18 protein-coding genes are annotated in these 15,778 nt (G+C 72.6%); 11 read left to right on the top strand and 7 right to left on the bottom strand.

Annotated elements, in window-relative coordinates; all coding sequences use genetic code 11:
• Positions 1 to 6: 6 nt before the first annotated feature.
• From BUS84_RS07810 to BUS84_RS07800, 3 genes are all read left to right on the top strand, one after another.
• Entirely contained in the window at positions 7 to 840 is an 834-nt protein-coding gene (locus tag BUS84_RS07810; protein ID WP_074310060.1) for a patatin-like phospholipase family protein, read from the top strand.
• Positions 841 to 885: 45 nt separating this feature from the next.
• Positions 886 to 1,347, top strand: a complete 462-nt coding sequence (locus BUS84_RS07805; RefSeq protein ID WP_280175105.1) for a peroxiredoxin — start codon at positions 886 to 888, stop codon at positions 1,345 to 1,347.
• Between the two features lie 83 nt (positions 1,348 to 1,430).
• Positions 1,431 to 2,120: a hypothetical protein gene (locus BUS84_RS07800; RefSeq protein ID WP_074310056.1), complete on the top strand. Its 690-nt coding sequence runs from the start codon at positions 1,431 to 1,433 to the stop codon at positions 2,118 to 2,120.
• 9 nt (positions 2,121 to 2,129) lie between these two features.
• Here the strand turns inward: BUS84_RS07800 and BUS84_RS07795 are convergent, their stop codons facing one another.
• On the bottom strand, positions 2,130 to 2,582 hold the full coding sequence (locus BUS84_RS07795; protein WP_074310054.1) for a MarR family winged helix-turn-helix transcriptional regulator: 453 nt from the start codon (positions 2,580 to 2,582) through the stop codon (positions 2,130 to 2,132).
• Positions 2,583 to 2,678: 96 nt separating this feature from the next.
• On the opposite strand from BUS84_RS07795, the gene BUS84_RS07790 reads away from it, so the two are divergent.
• Positions 2,679 to 3,170, top strand: a complete 492-nt coding sequence (locus BUS84_RS07790; protein ID WP_074310052.1) for a hypothetical protein — start codon at positions 2,679 to 2,681, stop codon at positions 3,168 to 3,170.
• Here BUS84_RS07790 and BUS84_RS07785 read toward each other — a convergent pair.
• The 3 genes from BUS84_RS07785 to BUS84_RS07775 form a co-directional block, all read right to left on the bottom strand.
• Positions 3,161 to 4,351 carry a GNAT family N-acetyltransferase gene (locus tag BUS84_RS07785; RefSeq protein ID WP_208869549.1) on the bottom strand — a complete coding sequence of 397 codons (1,191 nt, stop codon included), beginning with the start codon at positions 4,349 to 4,351 and terminating at the stop codon, positions 3,161 to 3,163. The two genes, BUS84_RS07790 and BUS84_RS07785, sit on opposite strands and share 10 nt — an antisense overlap.
• A gap of 84 nt (positions 4,352 to 4,435) precedes the next feature.
• Positions 4,436 to 5,434 (bottom strand): cytochrome d ubiquinol oxidase subunit II, encoded by a 999-nt coding sequence (cydB, locus tag BUS84_RS07780; RefSeq protein WP_074310050.1) that lies wholly within the window; start codon positions 5,432 to 5,434, stop codon positions 4,436 to 4,438.
• 15 nt (positions 5,435 to 5,449) lie between these two features.
• Positions 5,450 to 6,862 (bottom strand): cytochrome ubiquinol oxidase subunit I, encoded by a 1,413-nt coding sequence (locus BUS84_RS07775; RefSeq protein WP_074310047.1) that lies wholly within the window; start codon positions 6,860 to 6,862, stop codon positions 5,450 to 5,452.
• Positions 6,863 to 7,064: 202 nt separating this feature from the next.
• Between BUS84_RS07775 and BUS84_RS07770 the strand changes: the two genes are divergently transcribed.
• The 6 genes from BUS84_RS07770 (at position 7,065) to BUS84_RS07745 (ending at position 12,522) form a co-directional block, all read left to right on the top strand.
• The gene (locus BUS84_RS07770; protein WP_074310045.1) at positions 7,065 to 7,838 is read left to right on the top strand and encodes a lysophospholipid acyltransferase family protein; all 774 of its coding nucleotides are present in this window, start codon (positions 7,065 to 7,067) and stop codon (positions 7,836 to 7,838) included.
• Positions 7,839 to 7,884: 46 nt separating this feature from the next.
• Positions 7,885 to 8,469 (top strand): TetR/AcrR family transcriptional regulator, encoded by a 585-nt coding sequence (locus BUS84_RS07765; RefSeq protein ID WP_084757279.1) that lies wholly within the window; start codon positions 7,885 to 7,887, stop codon positions 8,467 to 8,469.
• Positions 8,470 to 8,527: 58 nt separating this feature from the next.
• Positions 8,528 to 9,487 (top strand): SDR family NAD(P)-dependent oxidoreductase, encoded by a 960-nt coding sequence (locus BUS84_RS07760; RefSeq protein WP_074310043.1) that lies wholly within the window; start codon positions 8,528 to 8,530, stop codon positions 9,485 to 9,487.
• Between the two features lie 90 nt (positions 9,488 to 9,577).
• A complete protein-coding gene (locus BUS84_RS07755) occupies positions 9,578 to 10,345 on the top strand; it encodes a glycerophosphodiester phosphodiesterase family protein (RefSeq protein WP_074310042.1) in 768 nt (255 codons plus the stop codon).
• A gap of 16 nt (positions 10,346 to 10,361) precedes the next feature.
• Complete coding sequence (locus BUS84_RS07750) at positions 10,362 to 11,753, top strand: MFS transporter (RefSeq protein WP_074310040.1); 1,392 nt, start codon at positions 10,362 to 10,364, stop codon at positions 11,751 to 11,753.
• A 52-nt stretch (positions 11,754 to 11,805) separates the two neighbouring features.
• Positions 11,806 to 12,522: a thymidine kinase gene (locus tag BUS84_RS07745; RefSeq protein ID WP_074310038.1), complete on the top strand. Its 717-nt coding sequence runs from the start codon at positions 11,806 to 11,808 to the stop codon at positions 12,520 to 12,522.
• Between the two features lie 9 nt (positions 12,523 to 12,531).
• Here BUS84_RS07745 and BUS84_RS07740 read toward each other — a convergent pair whose 3' ends face one another.
• Positions 12,532 to 13,671, bottom strand: coding sequence for a low temperature requirement protein A (locus BUS84_RS07740; RefSeq protein WP_159450995.1), 1,140 nt, complete (start codon positions 13,669 to 13,671; stop codon positions 12,532 to 12,534).
• 52 nt (positions 13,672 to 13,723) lie between these two features.
• Entirely contained in the window at positions 13,724 to 14,182 is a 459-nt protein-coding gene (locus BUS84_RS07735; RefSeq protein WP_074310032.1) for an Rv0361 family membrane protein, read from the bottom strand.
• A gap of 322 nt (positions 14,183 to 14,504) precedes the next feature.
• Here BUS84_RS07735 and BUS84_RS07730 point away from each other — a divergent pair, with 322 nt between their 5' ends.
• Positions 14,505 to 14,876 carry a VOC family protein gene (locus BUS84_RS07730; protein ID WP_074310030.1) on the top strand — a complete coding sequence of 124 codons (372 nt, stop codon included), beginning with the start codon at positions 14,505 to 14,507 and terminating at the stop codon, positions 14,874 to 14,876.
• Positions 14,877 to 14,926: 50 nt separating this feature from the next.
• On the opposite strand, the gene BUS84_RS07725 is transcribed toward BUS84_RS07730, so the two are convergent.
• Positions 14,927 to 15,772, bottom strand: coding sequence for an LLM class flavin-dependent oxidoreductase (locus tag BUS84_RS07725; protein ID WP_074312284.1), 846 nt, complete (start codon positions 15,770 to 15,772; stop codon positions 14,927 to 14,929).
• Between the last annotated feature and the right edge of the window lie 6 nt (positions 15,773 to 15,778).

Genomic DNA, 15,778 nt, shown 5'->3' with positions numbered 1-15,778 from the left:
AGTCACATGGAGCGGGCGTTGATGCTCGGCGGTGGCGGGGTCACGGGCGTGGCCTGGGAGCTGGGGCTGCTGGCGGGGCTCGCCGAACGGGGCGTGCCGGTGACCGAGGCCGACCTGGTGGTGGGCACGTCGGCGGGCTCGGTCGTCGGGGCGCAGGTCTGTTCGGGGGTGCCGCTGGAGCAGCTGTACGAGGCGCAGTTGGCGCCGCCGTCGGGCGAGCTGGCGGCGCGGCTGGGCCTGGCGGTGCTGGCACGGATGATGTGGGCCGGCGCGCGGACCCGCGACGCGGTACGGGCACGGGCGCGGATCGGTGCGATGGCGGTGGCGGCGCGTACCCCGTCGGAGGCGTCCCGACGCGCCGTCATCGAGGCCCGACTGCCGACGGCCCAGTGGCCGGCGCGACGGCTGCTGGTGACCGCGGTGGACGCGTCCTCGGGTGAGTTCGTGGTCTTCGACAACGACAGCGCGGTGTCCCTGGTGGACGCGGTGGGCGCCAGTTGCGCGGTGCCCGGGGTGTGGCCGCCGGTGACGATCGGCGCGCGCCGCTACGTCGACGGCGGGATGCGCTCGGTGGTGAACGCCGACCTGGCCGCGGATGCCCGACGGGTGCTGGTGATCGCGCCGACGTCGGGGGCGTTCGGTCCGATGCCACGGCTGTCGGCGCAGGTGGCCGGATTGCGGGCGGCCGGGTCACGGGTGGTGGTGGTGACGCCGGACGCGGCGGCGCGCAAGGCCATCGGTCGCAACGTGCTGGATCCGGCGCGACGGGCGGGATCCGCGCGGGCCGGGCGGACGCAGGCCGCGGTGGTGGCGGACGAGGTGGCGGCCCTCTGGGCGTGATCGCTTACGCTCACCGCCTGTCTGGTCCGACAACGGAGGTGCGCGGTGGCGGGTGTGGGTGTCGGCGACGTCGTGGAGGACTTCGATCTGCCGGATGAGACGGGCACGCCACGGCGGCTGTCGGAGTTCCTGGCGGCGGGGCCGGTGGTGCTGTTCTTCTACCCGGCGGCGATGACGCGGGGCTGCACGGCGGAGAGCTGCCACTTTCGGGACCTGGCGGCGGAGTTCGCGGCGGTCGGCGCCTCGCGGGTGGGCATCAGCCGCGACAGCGTGGCCCGGCAGGCGGAGTTCTCCACGCTGCACGGCTTCGACTATCCGCTGCTGTCGGATCAGGACGGGACGGTGGCGCAGCGGTTCGGCGTGCGCCGGCGGCTGCCGTTGGGGCCGCTGAGCACGAAGCGGATGACGTTCGTGATCGGCGCGGACCGGCGGGTCATCGAGGTGATCCACAGCGAGATCAGCATGAACGACCACGCCGACCGGGCGCTGCGGGCGTTGGGCGGCTGAGCGGGCGTGAGCCCCGTGCGGCGGGTGTCGCAGCCGGCTGGTATCAAGACAGCAATCAAACAGGTGTACGGAAGAGGGTTGTGATGGATGCCGGCCAGGGTTTGTCCACTGACGAGGTGCAGAGCCTGCGGGATACGTTGGCGGCGGGCCGCCGGCCCAGGGTGGTGTTCACCGCGTCGGCGGGGCAGGTCGCCGGTCAGATCGGCCAGGTGGTCGAGCTGACCGACCCCGAGGTGTCCGACGAGTTCGTGGTGGTGCGCTTCGGCCGCGACGAGTTGCCGTTCTCCCCCGCGGATCTCGCGGTGGCGCCGAAGGGCGCCGGTCGTCGGGTCGCCGAGCCGAAGCCGGAGCCGCCGGCGCAGGAGCAGCCGCCCGCGGTGGCGGAGCCGGAGTTCGTGTTGGACACGCCGCGGGTGCCGACGCCGCGGCGGGAGGAGCCGAAGGTGGAGCAGGTGGAGAAGGCGCCGGCGCGGCGGGCGGTCAAGGCCGCGAAGCCCAAGGGCCCCGCGGGCCTGACGGTGACACTGGCGTACGCCGAGGGTGAGTGGACGGTCGCCGCGCAGCAGGGCAGCAAGGCCCTCGCGAAGCCGTACGTGGTGAAGCCGGCCGAGGCGTTGAAGATGGTGGCGCTGGTCGACGTGCCGGGCGTGCAGGAGGCGGTGGAGCAGATCCTCGGCACCGAACGGGCGGAGGCGGAGCAGCAGGCGGAGAAGCTGCGCGCGGAGCTGGCCGAGATCGAGGCGCGGCTGGCGGAGCTGCGCGAGGCCCGCTGACGGGTCGGGTCAGTCCCGGCGGTGGTGGTCCAGCAGCCGGGTGAGCAGCCGGACGAGCTGGTCACGTTCAGCGGCGGACAGCGGGGCGAGCAGGTCCTGCTGGACGCGGTCGACGGTCTCGGCCATCCGGCGTGCCTCGTCGGCGCCGGTGTCGGTGAGGCTGATGACGTTGCGGCGGCGATCGGCCGGGTCGGGGGCTCGTACGACGAGCCCCCGACCGGCCAGGTCGTTGATGGCCGCCACCACGTCGCTGCGATCGATGGCGCAGCGACGGCCCAGGTCGGCCTGGCTGGCGGGGCCGCCCTCGGCGAGCGCGGCCAGCAGCCGGTAGTGGTAGCCGCGCAGGTGGTGGGCGGCGAAGCCCTCGCTGACCAGGCGGGCGGCGTGGCTGGCCGTCTGGTTGAGCAGCCAGCTCGGGGTGGTGCGTAGCCCGGCGGGTGACTGCGGGGCGGTGGACTCCATGGGTCGCACCCTAGCAGTAATCGTTGGTTCCACCCACGATCCATGCTACGTTGGCTGCACCAACGTTGGTCGAGCCAACGTTAAGAAGGAGGCGTCATGTCCACCGCTCCCACCCTCAACGGCCAGGTCGTCGGCCAGGCCCACTACGCCACCCGGGCCCTGCTGGAGCGGGCCGTCGCCCCGCTCGGGGTCACCTTCGGCCAGGCGCTCACCCTCAACGTCCTCGCCGCCGGCGCCATCGAGCGGACCGGGCTCGTGCACCGGATCACCAGCACCCTCAAGGTCGACGAACCGGCGGCGCACACGCTGATCACCCAACTCGTCGACGCCGATCTCGCCCAGGTCGACGACCGCACGCCGACGGGCGCCGGGCAGCCACGGGTGTGGCTCACCGACACCGGCCACACCGTGCAGGGCCGCATCTCCGACGCCGTCGCGGGCATCACCGCCCGGCTGTACGCGGACATCCCGGCTGACGAGACGAGCACCGCCGCCCGGGTCCTCACCCTGGTCACCCAGCGCGCCAACGCCGAACTGGCAGCGATGCCGGCCGGACCGGGCGTCGCCGCGACGCTCGGTCAGAAGTAGTCGAGCAGCTGCGCCGGGCCTCCGGCGCCCAACAGGTCCAGAGCGTCCGGGTCGGCGCCGGCGGCGTGCAGCAGGCCCGCCTCGGCGACCGACCGGGCGCGGGCGGCGCCGGCGTAGAGCAGCGCGAAGCCGCGCACGTCCACGCGCAGGTCGGCCTCGCCACCGATCCGGGTCAGCTCGCCGTCGCCGTCGGCGACGCTCAACCGCCAGGTGCCGGTGTTCCAGTCAGCGACCGCGTCGGCGAGGGTGAACTCGACGGCGCCCCGCACGTGGGCGGGCCAACCGCGCATGCCGACCGCCCGGGCCACGTCCACCGGCCGGTGCATCCACAGGTCCCGTTCGTGCTCACGGGCCAACTCCAGCGGCAGGTGGACGCTCACGGCGTCGCCGTCGAGCGGGCACAACCGCAGGGTCGGCGCGACGCTGGCCCAGCTGCCGAGCACGCCGACGAGCTCCCGGGCGGCCTCGGCGGTGGTCGCCAGGGCCTCGTCGACGGTCAGCACGGAGTCCGCGCCGTAGCCCCGGCCCCGCTCCCAACTGGCGTAGCCCACCAGGTCACCGCCGTCCTCGACGAGGGTGAGCGCGTCGCCGGGCAGGCCGCGCTCGGCGGCGAAGAAGTCGAACAGCTCACCCCGGCGGGTGAGCGGGCCGTTGCGGTGCCGGGTGACCCGCTCGTACAGGGCCGCGACGGCGGGCAGGTCGGCGGCCGTGCCGGCGCGGACGGTCAACCGGGGGTCCGGCCGGTGCCGCGACAGCGCGGCGGTGGCCAGGTCGACGGTGCGCAGCACCCCGGCGGCCTCCCAGCCGCAGGCACGGTAGGGGGCGGCGACGGTCGGGTACAGCGCGCTGATCGCCGCGCCGCGCTCGCGGGCGCCGCGCAGCAGGGCGGTGAGCATGCCGCGGGCCACGCCCCGACCGCGGGCCTCGGGGGCGACCGCCACGCCGGCGACGTCGGCCGCGGGCACGGCCCGCCCGGACCACCACTGGTCGTGGTGCAGGTCGACGGCCTTGCCGACGAGGCGGCCGGTGTCGTCGAACGCGCCGTAGCGGGTCATGCCGGGCACCGCGACGGTGGCGTGCGGTGGTCGCTGCGGATCGCCCCCGAAGGTGAGCCGACCCAGCTCCCAGGCCTCGGCGAGGTCGTCGGCGGTGAGTTCGCGCACGTGCACGGTTTCGGGCATCGGCACACCCTAGCGGGATGGATTTTCGAGGGCCGCCGAATTACGGCCGGGGCGGGGCCGGTGCCGGCCCCGCCCCGGCGGCGGTCAGTGCTGCGGGATGTTGGCCACGCCGATCCGCTTGCGGAACACCCAGTAGGTCCAGCCCTGGTAGGCCAGCACGACCGGCGTGAAGATCACCGCCACCCAGGTCATGATCTTCAGGGTGTAGGGGGTGGAGGCGGCGTTGGTGGCGGTCAACGTGCCCGCCGCGTCCAGGGTGGAGGGCAGCACGTTCGGGAACAGCGCCGCGAACAGGGTCGCCACCGCCAGCCCGATCGCCACCGCGGTGCCGGTGAACGCCCAGCCCTCCCGGCGTACGCGGGCGGCGGCGAGGCCACCGAGCAGGGCGAGGGCCGCGCCGACGGCGAGCACGACGGCGGCCGCGCTGGAGCGGATGCTCAGCGTCCAGGCCAGGAAGCCCACCGCGAGCACAGCGGCGCCGACGCCGAGGCGCACCGCGAGGGCGCTGGCGCGCTCGCGGATGTCGCCGGCGGTCTTCAGGGCGATGAACACCGCGCCGTGGGTGAGGAACAGCGCGAGGGTGGTCGCGCCACCGAGCAGGGCGTACGGGTGCAGCAGGTCGAACAGGCCACCGACGTACTCGTGCTCGGCGTCCAGCGGCACGCCGCGCAGGATGTTGGCGAAGGCGACACCCCACAGGAACGCCGGCAGCAGCGAGCCGATCACGATCGCGGCGTCCCAGCGTCGCTTCCAGGACACCTCGGGGCGCTTGTGCCGGTACTCGAAGGCCACCCCACGGGCGATCAGGGCCAGCAGGATCAGCAGCAGCGGCAGGTAGAAGCCGGAGAAGAGGGTGGCGTACCACTCGGGGAAGGCGGCGAACATCGCGCCGCCTGCGGTGATCAGCCACACCTCGTTGCCGTCCCAGACCGGGCCGATCGTGTTGATCAGGACCCGTCGTTCGCGGTCGTCGCGGCCGAGCACGGGCAGCAGCATGCCCACGCCGAAGTCGAAGCCCTCCAGGATGAAGTAGCCGGTGAAGAGCACGGCGATGAGGAGAAACCAGATGGTGGTGAGGTCCACGGCAGGCTCCGGTGATCAGTAGGCGAAGGCGAGCGGACGCTCGGCGTCGTCGGTGTCGTCGGACGGGGGCGTCTCGGTGACGTCGGGTACGCCGGCGCGGGCGTAGCGCAGCAGCAGCTTGACCTCGATCACGGCGAGGGTGGCGTAGATCAGCGTGAAGGCGGTGAACGAGGTGAGCACCTCGGCCAGCGAGACGCTGCGGGACACGCCGTTGCGGGTGAGCATCTCGCCGAAGACGATCCACGGCTGGCGGCCCATCTCGGTGAAGATCCAGCCGAAGGAGTTGGCCAGCAGCGGCAGCACCGGCATGGCCAGCCCGGCGCGCAGCAGCCACTTGCTGGTGGGCGTGCGGCCCTTGCGCTGGCTCCAGAGCACCAGCAGGGCGATCGCGGCGGCGGCCATCCCGAAGGCGATCATGAAGCGGAAGCTCCAGTAGGTGACCGGGATGATCGGGGTGTAGCTGCCGGCGCCGTACTGGGTGGCGTACTGGGCCTGCAGGTCGTTGATGCCGTGCACGGTGCCGTTGGGGTCGCCGGTGCCGAGGTACGACAGCAGGTACGGGATCTTGATGGCGAACACCTCGCGGCTGCCGTCGAGGCTGCCGACGGTGAGCACGGAGAACGAGGCGGGGCTCTCGGTGGTGTAGAGGCCCTCGGCGGCGGCCATCTTCATCGGCTGCACGTCGGTCATGATCTTGCCCTGGATGTCGCCGGTGAACAGCACGCCGGCGGAGGCGACCAGGACCACCCAGGAGCCGAACTTCGTGGCGAAGCGGTAGGCGCCGGTGTCGGCGGAGCCGCGGTTACGGATCAGGTGCCACAGGCCCACGGCGGTGACCAGCGACCCGGCGACCAGGAACGAGCCGGCCAGGGTGTGCGGGAAGGTGATCAGAGCGACCTTGTTGGTCAGCACGGCCGGGAAGTCGGTCAGCTCGGCGCGCCCGGTGTCCGTGTTGATTCGGTAGCCGACCGGGTTCTGCATGAACGAGTTCGCGGCGAGGATGAAGTACGCGCTGAGGTTCGTGCCGATCGCGGCGGCCCAGATGCTGGCCAGGTGCGCCCGCTTGGGCAGCCGGTCCCAGCCGAAGATCCACAGGCCGATGAAGGTGGATTCGAGGAAGAACGCGACCAGCGCCTCGATGGCCAGGGGCGCGCCGAAGATGTCGCCGACGAAGCGCGAGTAGTCGCTCCAGTTCATGCCGAACTGGAACTCCTGCACGATGCCGGTGACCACGCCCATCGCGAAGTTGATCAGGAAGAGCTTGCCGTAGAACTTGGTGAGTTTGAGGTAGCGCTCGTTGCCGGTGCGGTGCCACATCGTCTGCAGGATGGCCACCAGCACGGACAGGCCGATGGTCAGCGGCACGAAGAGAAAGTGGTAGACGGTGGTGACACCGAACTGCCATCGGGCGACGTCCAACGCGTCCACCTGGAACCCCCAGCCATTTCATACTACGAGACGTAGTAAATACTACTGCTCGTCGTAGAAAGATGGGCAGGGGCGCGCGGCCCAAACCGGCTCGGGACCAATGACCTTGATCACCCGGGCCGGGCGGCCCGGCGCAAGGGTTCCGGCAAGCCGGCCGACCCGCCCTCGCGCCCCCGCTCGCGCGTGCGACGATGGCGCGCTGATGGACACCGCGCACTCCCCCTGGCAACCGCCGCTGATCTGGCGCGCCGCCCAACTGCTGGCCCGAGCACTGGTCGGCCTGTTGGCCCGCCTCGAGGTCACCGGCGACGTCCCCGCGCACCTGCGCCGCGGACCGCTGGTGCTGGCCGCCAACCACATCAGCCCGTTCGACCCGGTGGTGATGGCCGCCGCCTGCCAGACCCGCGGCGTCGCCCCCCGGATCATGGCGACCGCCGGGTTGTTCCGTGCCCCGGTGATCGGCGCCGCCATGCGCAACGCCGGGCACATCCGCGTCGACCGGGGCACCCGGGCGGTGCACCGGGCACTGGACGCCGCCGCCACCGCCGTCGCGGGGGGCTCGGTGATCCTCATCTACCCGGAGGGGCGCATCGGCCTGGACCCCGGCATGTGGCCCGAACGCGGCAAGACCGGCGCCGCCCGGCTCGCCCTGGCCTGCGCCGCCCCGGTCATCCCGGTCGCCCAGTGGGGCGCCCACGAGGTGCTGCCGTACCGGGCGCCCCGGGGAATGCTGCGCGGCATCGCCCGCGCCCTGTGGCGCCGCCCGGTGATCCGGGTGCACTTCGGCGCACCCCTCGACCTGGGCGAGGTGAGCGCCGCCAGCCCCGGCGCCGCCCGCCGGGCCACCGACCGGATCATCGACGCGCTCACCGACACCCTCGCCCCGCTGCGCCCCGACGAGCCCGACCGACCCCGGCACGTCGACCCGGGCCGCCCGAGCGACCCCAGCCGGACCCATCGGCGCCGACGCGAGTGACCTAACGCATTAGACAACTTTTGGAAATCTGTCTAGGCTGTCTAACGTGAGCAGCGTGGAGATGGAGCCCGACGACCCGAAACGCGCCGCTGTCCTCGCGGCGGCGGTCGGGGTGTTCGGGCGCTACGGATTCCAGAAGACGTCCATGGAGGCGGTCGCCAAGGCGGCCGGCATCTCCCGGCCGGGCCTGTACCTGATGTTCCCCAACAAGGAGCAGCTGTACCGCGCCACCATGCAGGGCGTCATGGAACGCGCCCAGCAGGCCATGCGGGCGCGCTTCGCCGACCAGGCGCTGAGCTTCGACGAGCGGATCGTGGCGGGGCTGGATGTGTTGATGGGTCCGTACATCGACACCCAGGTGGCCCGCGACCTCAACGAGCTGCTCGAGAACAGCGAGCCCCAGCTGGGCTCGATGTTCCACGACTACCAGGAGCGGGCCCGGGCGGCACTGCGCGCCCACATCGACGCCGTCGCCCCGCCCGGCCTGCTCGACGAGGACCTGACCGCGGACGACGTGATGGACCTGCTCTTCTCCGCCGCGCTGACCTGGAAGTCGACCTCGGCCACCAGGGACGAGTTCCGCGACCGGATCCGCCGGGCCCTGCGGCTGATCCACCGCACCGCGCGCTGACCCGCCACCCGCCGACCCCACCCCGCACGCTGCATCCGTACGCCCAAGGAGTTCCGCAATGTCACGAATCATCACCCCTTACTCGGCCGCGTCGACCGCCGCCGAGGTGAGCGCCGGCGTCGACCTCACCGGCCGCCGGGCCGTGGTCACCGGCGGCGCGTCCGGGATCGGCCTGGAGACCGCCCGGGCGCTGGCCGACGCCGGCGCCGAGGTGACGCTGGCCGTCCGCGACACCGCCGCCGGCGAGCGCGCCGCCGCCGACATCACGGCGGGCGGGGCACCCGGCGCGGTCCGGGTCGCCCGGCTGGACCTGGCCGATCGCGCCTCCATCGACGCCTTCGTCGCCGGGTGGACCGGCCCGCTGCACATCCTGGTCAACAACGCCGGCGTCATGGCCCTGCCGGAGCTGACCAGGACCGCCGAGGGCTGGGAGAGGCAGTTCGCGATCAACCACCTCGGTCACGCCGAGCTGACCCTGGGTCTGCACGACGCGCTCGCCGCCGCGCGGGACGCCCGGATCGTCGTCGTCAGCTCCTCGGCCCACCAGCAGTCCCCGGTCGTCTTCGACGACATCCACTTCACCGCCCGGCCCTACGAGGCCTGGTCGGCCTACGGCCAGTCCAAGACCGCGACCATCATGTTCACCGTCGCCCTGGCCAGAAGGTGGGCCACCGACGGCATCACGGCCAACGCCCTGCACCCCGGCGGCATCATGACCAACCTCCAGCGACACCTCGACGACGCGCAACTGCGCTACGTGGGCGCGGTGGACGAGCAGGGCAACCGCCTGCAGGTGCCGCCGGGCTGGAAGACCCCGCAGCAGGGCGCGGCCACCTCGGTCCTGCTGGCCGCCTCCCCCGAGGTCGACGGCGTGACGGGCCGCTACTTCGAGGACGGCAACGAGGCCCCGGTCATCGCCGAGCCCTCCGACGGCATGAGCGGCGTGCTCCCGTACGCCCTGAACGACAAGAACGCCGAACTCCTCTGGGACGAGACGCTCCGACTCCTGAAGCGCTGACCGGCTCCCCCTGGTGCGACGGCAGCGCCAGAGGGCGACAGACGCCGGCCGGTCATCCACCGGCCACCAACCAGGGGCATACTGCGTCGCGTGCTGACCCGATTCGGCTACCTCGACGCGCCCGGGCCGCTGGCGTTCGCCCACCGCGGCGGCGCCGCCGAGGGTGACGAGAACACCACCGAGGCGTTCGCGCGCGCCATCGGGCTGGGCTATCGGTACGTGGAGACCGACGTGCACGCCACCGCGGACGGGGTGGCGGTGATCTTCCACGACCCGACGCTGCGCCGGATCACCGGCGAACCGGGGCGCATCGCCGACCTGCGCTGGGCCGATCTCGCCTCGGTGCGCGTCGGCGGTGCCGCCGTCGTACCCCGGCTCGACGAGGTGCTGGGCGCGTGGCCGCGGGTGCGGTTCAACATCGACGTGAAGGCCGACGGCGGTGTCGAGCCGACGGTGGCAACGGTGACCCGGGCCGGCGCCGCCGGCCGGGTGCTGCTGGCCTCGTTCAGCGACGCCCGGCTGACCCGGCTGCGCGCGCTCACCGACGGGCGGGTCGCCACCAGCCTGGGCATGCGCGGGGTGGCCCGGCTGCGGCTGGCCTCGCTGCACGGCCGTCCGCTGCGGCTGCCTCCGTCGGTGGTCGCCGCGCAGGTGCCGCCACGCTACGGGCGGGTGCCGGTGGTGGACCGCCGGTTCCTCGACTACTGCCACCGACTCGGCCTGCAGGTGCACGTCTGGACGATCGACGAGCCCGCCCAGATGCACGAGTTACTGGATCGTGGCGTGGATGGCATCATGACCGATCACGTCGGCGTGCTGCGCGACGTCTACCGCAGCCGCGGCCACTGGGCCGCCTGACCGGCGAAGGACCCCGATGGCCGAGACCGTGACCCCCACGGTGGACGACAACCCGCTCCCGGCGAGCACCCGCCGCGAGCGCAGCGGCTGGTACATCTACGACTGGGCCAACTCCGCCTTCCAGACCACCGTCATCACGGTGTTCCTCGGCCCGTTCCTCACCACCGTCGCCGAGTTGGCCGCCGGCTGCGAGCTGGGCGCGGACAGCTGCGAGGGCTACGTGCACCCGCTGGGCATCCGGGTGGCCGCCGGCTCCTACTACCCGTACCTGATCTCGCTGTCGGTGTTTCTCACCGTGTTCGTGCTGCCGGTCATCGGGGCGATCGCCGACCGGTCGGCGCACAAGAAGCGGCTGCTCGGTGGCGCGGCGTTCACCGGCGCCGGCGCGACCATGGCGATGGCCTTCGTCACCGGCGACCGTTACCTGCTCGGCGGGGCGCTGTTCCTGGTCGCCAACATCTCCTTCGGCGCGGCCATCGTGGTGTATAACTCGTTCCTGCCGCAGCTCGGCGGCCCCGACGAGCGCGACGGCATCTCCAGCCGCGGCTGGGCGCTGGGCTACCTCGGCGGTGGCCTGCTGCTGGCGTTCAACCTGGTCGCGGTCACCCTGCTCACCCAGGACGACAACCCGCAGCGCACCCTGGACCTGGCCCGCTGGTCGATCGTGTCCGCCGGGGTGTGGTGGGCGGCGTTCACCCTGGTGCCGCTGCGCTGGCTGCGCGAACGCCCCACCGCGGCGGCGCTGGCCCGCGGCGGCAACGTGCTCACCGACGGGTTCCGGCAGCTCGGCCGCACCCTGCGTGAGGTCAAGGCGTACCCGCTGACGCTGTTCTTCCTGCTCGCGTTCCTGGTCTACAACGACGGCATCCAGACCGTCATCACCCTCGCCAGCCAGTACGGCACCGAGGAGCTGCGGCTGGAGCAGAGCACCCTGATCGTCACCATCCTGCTCGTGCAGTTCCTCGCCTTCGGTGGCGCGCTGAGCCTCGGCGCGCTGGCCCGACGCATCGGCGCCTGGAAGACGGTGCTGCTCAGCCTGGTGCTCTGGACCGGTGTGATCATCGGCGCATTCCGGCTGCCCGCCGAGGCGCCGGTGCCGTTCATGGTCCTCGGCGCGGCCATCGGGCTGGTCCTCGGCGGCAGCCAGGCGCTGAGCCGGTCCCTGTTCAGCCAGCTCATCCCGGCCGGCAAGGAGGGCGAGTACTACGGCTTCTACGAGATCAGCGACAAGGGCACCAGCTGGCTCGGCCCGCTCGCCTTCGGCCTGGTGTTCCAGCTCACCGCCTCCTACCGGGTGGGCCTGGTCTCCCTGCTGATCTTCTTCGTGGTCGGGTTCCTGCTCCTGCTGGCCGTGCCGATCCGCCGGGCCATCGTCGCCGCCGGGAACACCCCGCCCCAGGTGCTCTGAGCAGGCCGCGCCCGCCGGATCGGCCCCGGCCGATCAGATAGGCTGCCCGACCGTGACCGACGACGCCGCTGCCACCCCGACCTGCCTGGCCCACCCGTTCCCCGGCCAGCCGCACGCTCCGGCCGGATGCGCGGCAGCGCGCGGGCTCGACGGGCGTCCGGTGCACGCCGCGGCGTTGAAGTTCTTCTGGGGGCCGATGGACTGCGGCAAGTCCACCATGGCGCTGCAGATGAACTACAACCACGCCCGGCAGGGCCGGCGGGGCCTGGTCACCACCCGCATCGACCGGTCGCTGGGCCCACAGGTCACCACCCGCATCGGGCTGGCGCACGAGGCGATCGAGGTCACCGACGACCTGGACCTGCGGGCCCTGGTCCGGGGCCGGTGGGCCGAGGGGGAACGCGTCGACTACCTGATCTGCGACGAGGCGTGCTTCTACACCGTCGAGCACGTCGAGCAGATGGCCGAACTCGTCGACAGCTACGACGTTGACGTGTTCGCGTTCGGGCTGGCCACCGACTTCCGCTCCTGCCTGTTCCCCGCCACGCAGCGACTGTTCGAGCTGGCCGACGAGGTAGCCCGGATCCAGGTCGAGGTGCTCTGCTGGTGCGGCCGGGAAGGGCTGCTCAACGCCCGGGTGGTCGACGGCCGGGTGGTGCGCGAGGGCGCGCAGGTCGTCATCGGCGACACGGTCGACACCGCCGAGGTGCGCTACCAGGTGCTCTGCCGGCGGCATTACCGCAGCGGCGACCTCGGCCCCCGCGACTGACCGGCCACGTCAGGCCGGGCCGGGTGAGGCGGCCCGCGGGACCCGAAACCGGTCGGCCACGATCACCGCGACGGTCACGGCGGTTGCCAGCGCCGCGCACGCCACGACGGGCAGCGGCAGCAGGACACAGACCGGCACCAACGCCAGCAGCACCACGAGCGCCGCGATCCGGCTGGTCGGCCAGACCCGCCACAGCACCGCCTTGTAGGCGGCGTGCCCGGCGAGGAACAGCGCCGGACCGCCCAACGCGAACAGCGCGGTGACCATGGTCGTGTCCGCGCCGGGCTCGCTCAGCAGCCGCTCGTCGCCCGCCGCCGTGACGATGATCCCGGCCACCATCACCGGGTGCAGGTAGTTGAACGCCACCCGGCTCAACCCGCCGGTGCGCTCACCCGCACGGGCGATGACCTCCGTCGCGGCCGGTGCCGAGCGGGCGAAGTACACCCACCACAGCGCGACCGAACCGGCGAACGCCAGCACGAACGCCCCGGAGGTGATCATGTTCAGCCGCTGCGCGAGGGTGCTCCCGGTGACCAGGATCGACTCGCCCAGCGCGATGAGGATGAACGCCTGGCACCGTTGGGCCAGATGGCCGCCCTCCACCACCCACCGCTCGGCGCGGGTGCGCCCCAGACCGGGCACCGGATACCCGATCGACAGGCCGACCACCTCGACCACGATCGCCGCCGCCCACAACGCCTCCCGGGCGGACCCGCCGGCGAGGCCGCCGAGCACCATGAGCACCGACGTCCCGACGAACCACGGCAGCGTCTTTTGAAACCCGTCGACCAGCAACGGATGGCCCTGCACCGCCCACAGCCCGAACAGGGTGCGGCCCACCTGTACCGGCACGTAGACCAGGGCGAAGAGCAGGCCGGTACCGGCGAACGCGCCAGGGACCGCCGCCGACAGCAGCAGACTGCCCAACATCAGCCCGATCAGCAGTGCCCGTACCGGCGCCCGTTCCGGTTGCAGCCAGTTGGTCAGCCACGCGGTGTAGACCCAGACGAACCAGACCAGCGCCAGCAACAGCGTGGTCCGTGCGGCGCCACGCCAGTCCGGGTGGGCGATCAGGTAGTGCGCCAACTGGGTGATGGTGAAGATGAAGACCAGGTCGAAGAAGAGCTCCGTCGACGTGGTCGACTCCACCCCCCGACGCTCGCGTAGCAACCAGGGGCGCACCGGCCTGACGACCGGCGGCTCAGAAGGGGTCACCGCAGACCCGCCAGTCCCCGCCCTCGCGGATGACCGGCAGCCGCCGTTCCTCGCTGAGCCCGCCGTCGCGGGTCAACTTCACGGTGACCGTGCCGTGTGGCCGCCCGCCGCGGGTCGCCACCGACACGTCGGTGATCTCGTAGTCGGTCACCATCGGCGGCGTACGCATCCAACTGGTGAAGCCGATCTGGCTCCACCGGCTGCGCGCGTCCGCACAGAGCCGCTCGTACGCCCCGTCACTGTCGCCGAGGGTCATCTCGCTGAGGAAACCGTCGGCGGTCTCCCGGATCGGGCCGGCGGCCTGGCGTACGGTCTGCAGGTTCCAGGCGCCCAGCCCGGCCACCCCGACGCAGCACAGCGCCATCCCGAACCCGGCGAAGGCCAGCCCGGTACGCATCGGGCGGTGCCGCCGGGCCGGTCGGCTGTACGGCTGGCCGGCACCCACGACTACCGACCGTAGAGAACACCGTGGCAGCGAATCACGACAAGTCGGAAACTCGGTGCGACCGGTGGACGGCTGTGCCCTGTCCCTCGCCGACCTGGCCGCGACATCACCGGACCGCTGACCACCGCGCCGCTCGTCGAGCACGCCGCGTGGGGTGACGAGCAGGCAAAGTTGGCGGCCCGGCTGTGGGCGCGGCGCTGGCTGCGGCACAAGGAGATCGCCGAGGACGCCCACCACCACCTGGACCTGCTCTGCTGACCGGGCGAGAAACACGCCGTGTACCTGACAGTGGTTGGCAGGTAGACGGGCGCAGACTGCCTGCATGACGACAACCGCCGACCTTGCCATGGTCAACCTGGACAGCTCCGACCCGGCCGCGCACGCCGCCTTCTACCACCGGGCCCTGGGCTGGGAGATCACCCACAGCCAAGCCGAGTACGCCATGATCAACGGCGGTGGCGTCTCCATCGGCTTCGGGCTGGTCGAGGGCTACCGGCCGCCGTCCTGGCCGGACCCGGCCGGCGGTAAGCGCTACCACCTCGACCTCTACGTCGACGACCTGGCAGCCGCGGAGAAGGAGTTCGTCGAGGCCGGCGCGTCGAAGCCGGAGTTCCAGCCCGGCGGCGACCGGTGGGTGGTGCTCATCGACCCGATCGGACAGCCGTTCTGCATCTGCCCCCGCCCGCAGGGCTGAGGCTCTCCGCCGGTGGTCCGCTGGGCTGCCCCGGCCACGGCCGCGGTGGGTCAGCGCAGCGGACCGCGGGCGACGGCGGCCCGCATCGTCGCCGCGTCGCCGACCGGGACGTACTCCAGCCACCAGGTGGCGCCGGCCGCGGCGAGCTCACTGAGATAGGCCCGCTCGGCGCGTTCGTCCGGTCGGCGCCGCCGGCCGCCGATCGCCACATCGAACGGTTGGCCGTCGGCGCGGGTGGGCGGCAGGGCGCTCACCAGCTCGTGGACCTCGTCGGGGGTGAAGTCGGACCAGCCGTCGGTGTCGGTGAGCTTGTACGGCACGATGCCGTCGGCGCGGGCCGCCCGGCGTCGTACCGCCCCGGCCTGCGTGCTGCCGCCGACCCAGACCGGCACCCGGGGCGACTGCACCGGCGGCGGCCGCAGCGCCATCCCGTCGGCGCGGTAGTGGGCGCCCTGGTGGCTGACCCGCTGCCCGCTGAGCAGCCTGGTCAGCAGGTCGAGGCCCTCGTCGAGCATGGCGGCCCGGACGGCCACCTCGGTCGGCTCGCCGAACGCGGCCAGGCCCCGGTCGCCGGGGTCCCCGACGCCGACGGCGACGGTGGCCCGTCCCGCGCTGAGGTGGTCGAGGGTGAGCACCTCCCGAGCCAGCTTCGCCGGACGACGTCGGGGCAGCGCGGTGACCGCGGTGCCCAGCCGCACCCGGCTTGTGCGGGCGGCTGTCGCCGTGAGCACCAGCCACGGGTCGTACGTGGACGGGTCGTCGCCGGAGTGGTGGATGAGGTAGTCCTCCAGGAAAACCCCGTCCCATCCGGCGCGCTCGGCCAGCTCACCCAGCTCGACCAGGGTGGACACCGTGACGGAAGCACCGCCGCACGGAAGCTCCAGGCCGTGTCTCATCCACCG

This window comes from Micromonospora cremea (assembly GCF_900143515.1).
Classification (GTDB): domain Bacteria; phylum Actinomycetota; class Actinomycetes; order Mycobacteriales; family Micromonosporaceae; genus Micromonospora; species Micromonospora cremea.
This window is presented reverse-complemented; position numbering and strand designations above follow the sequence as displayed.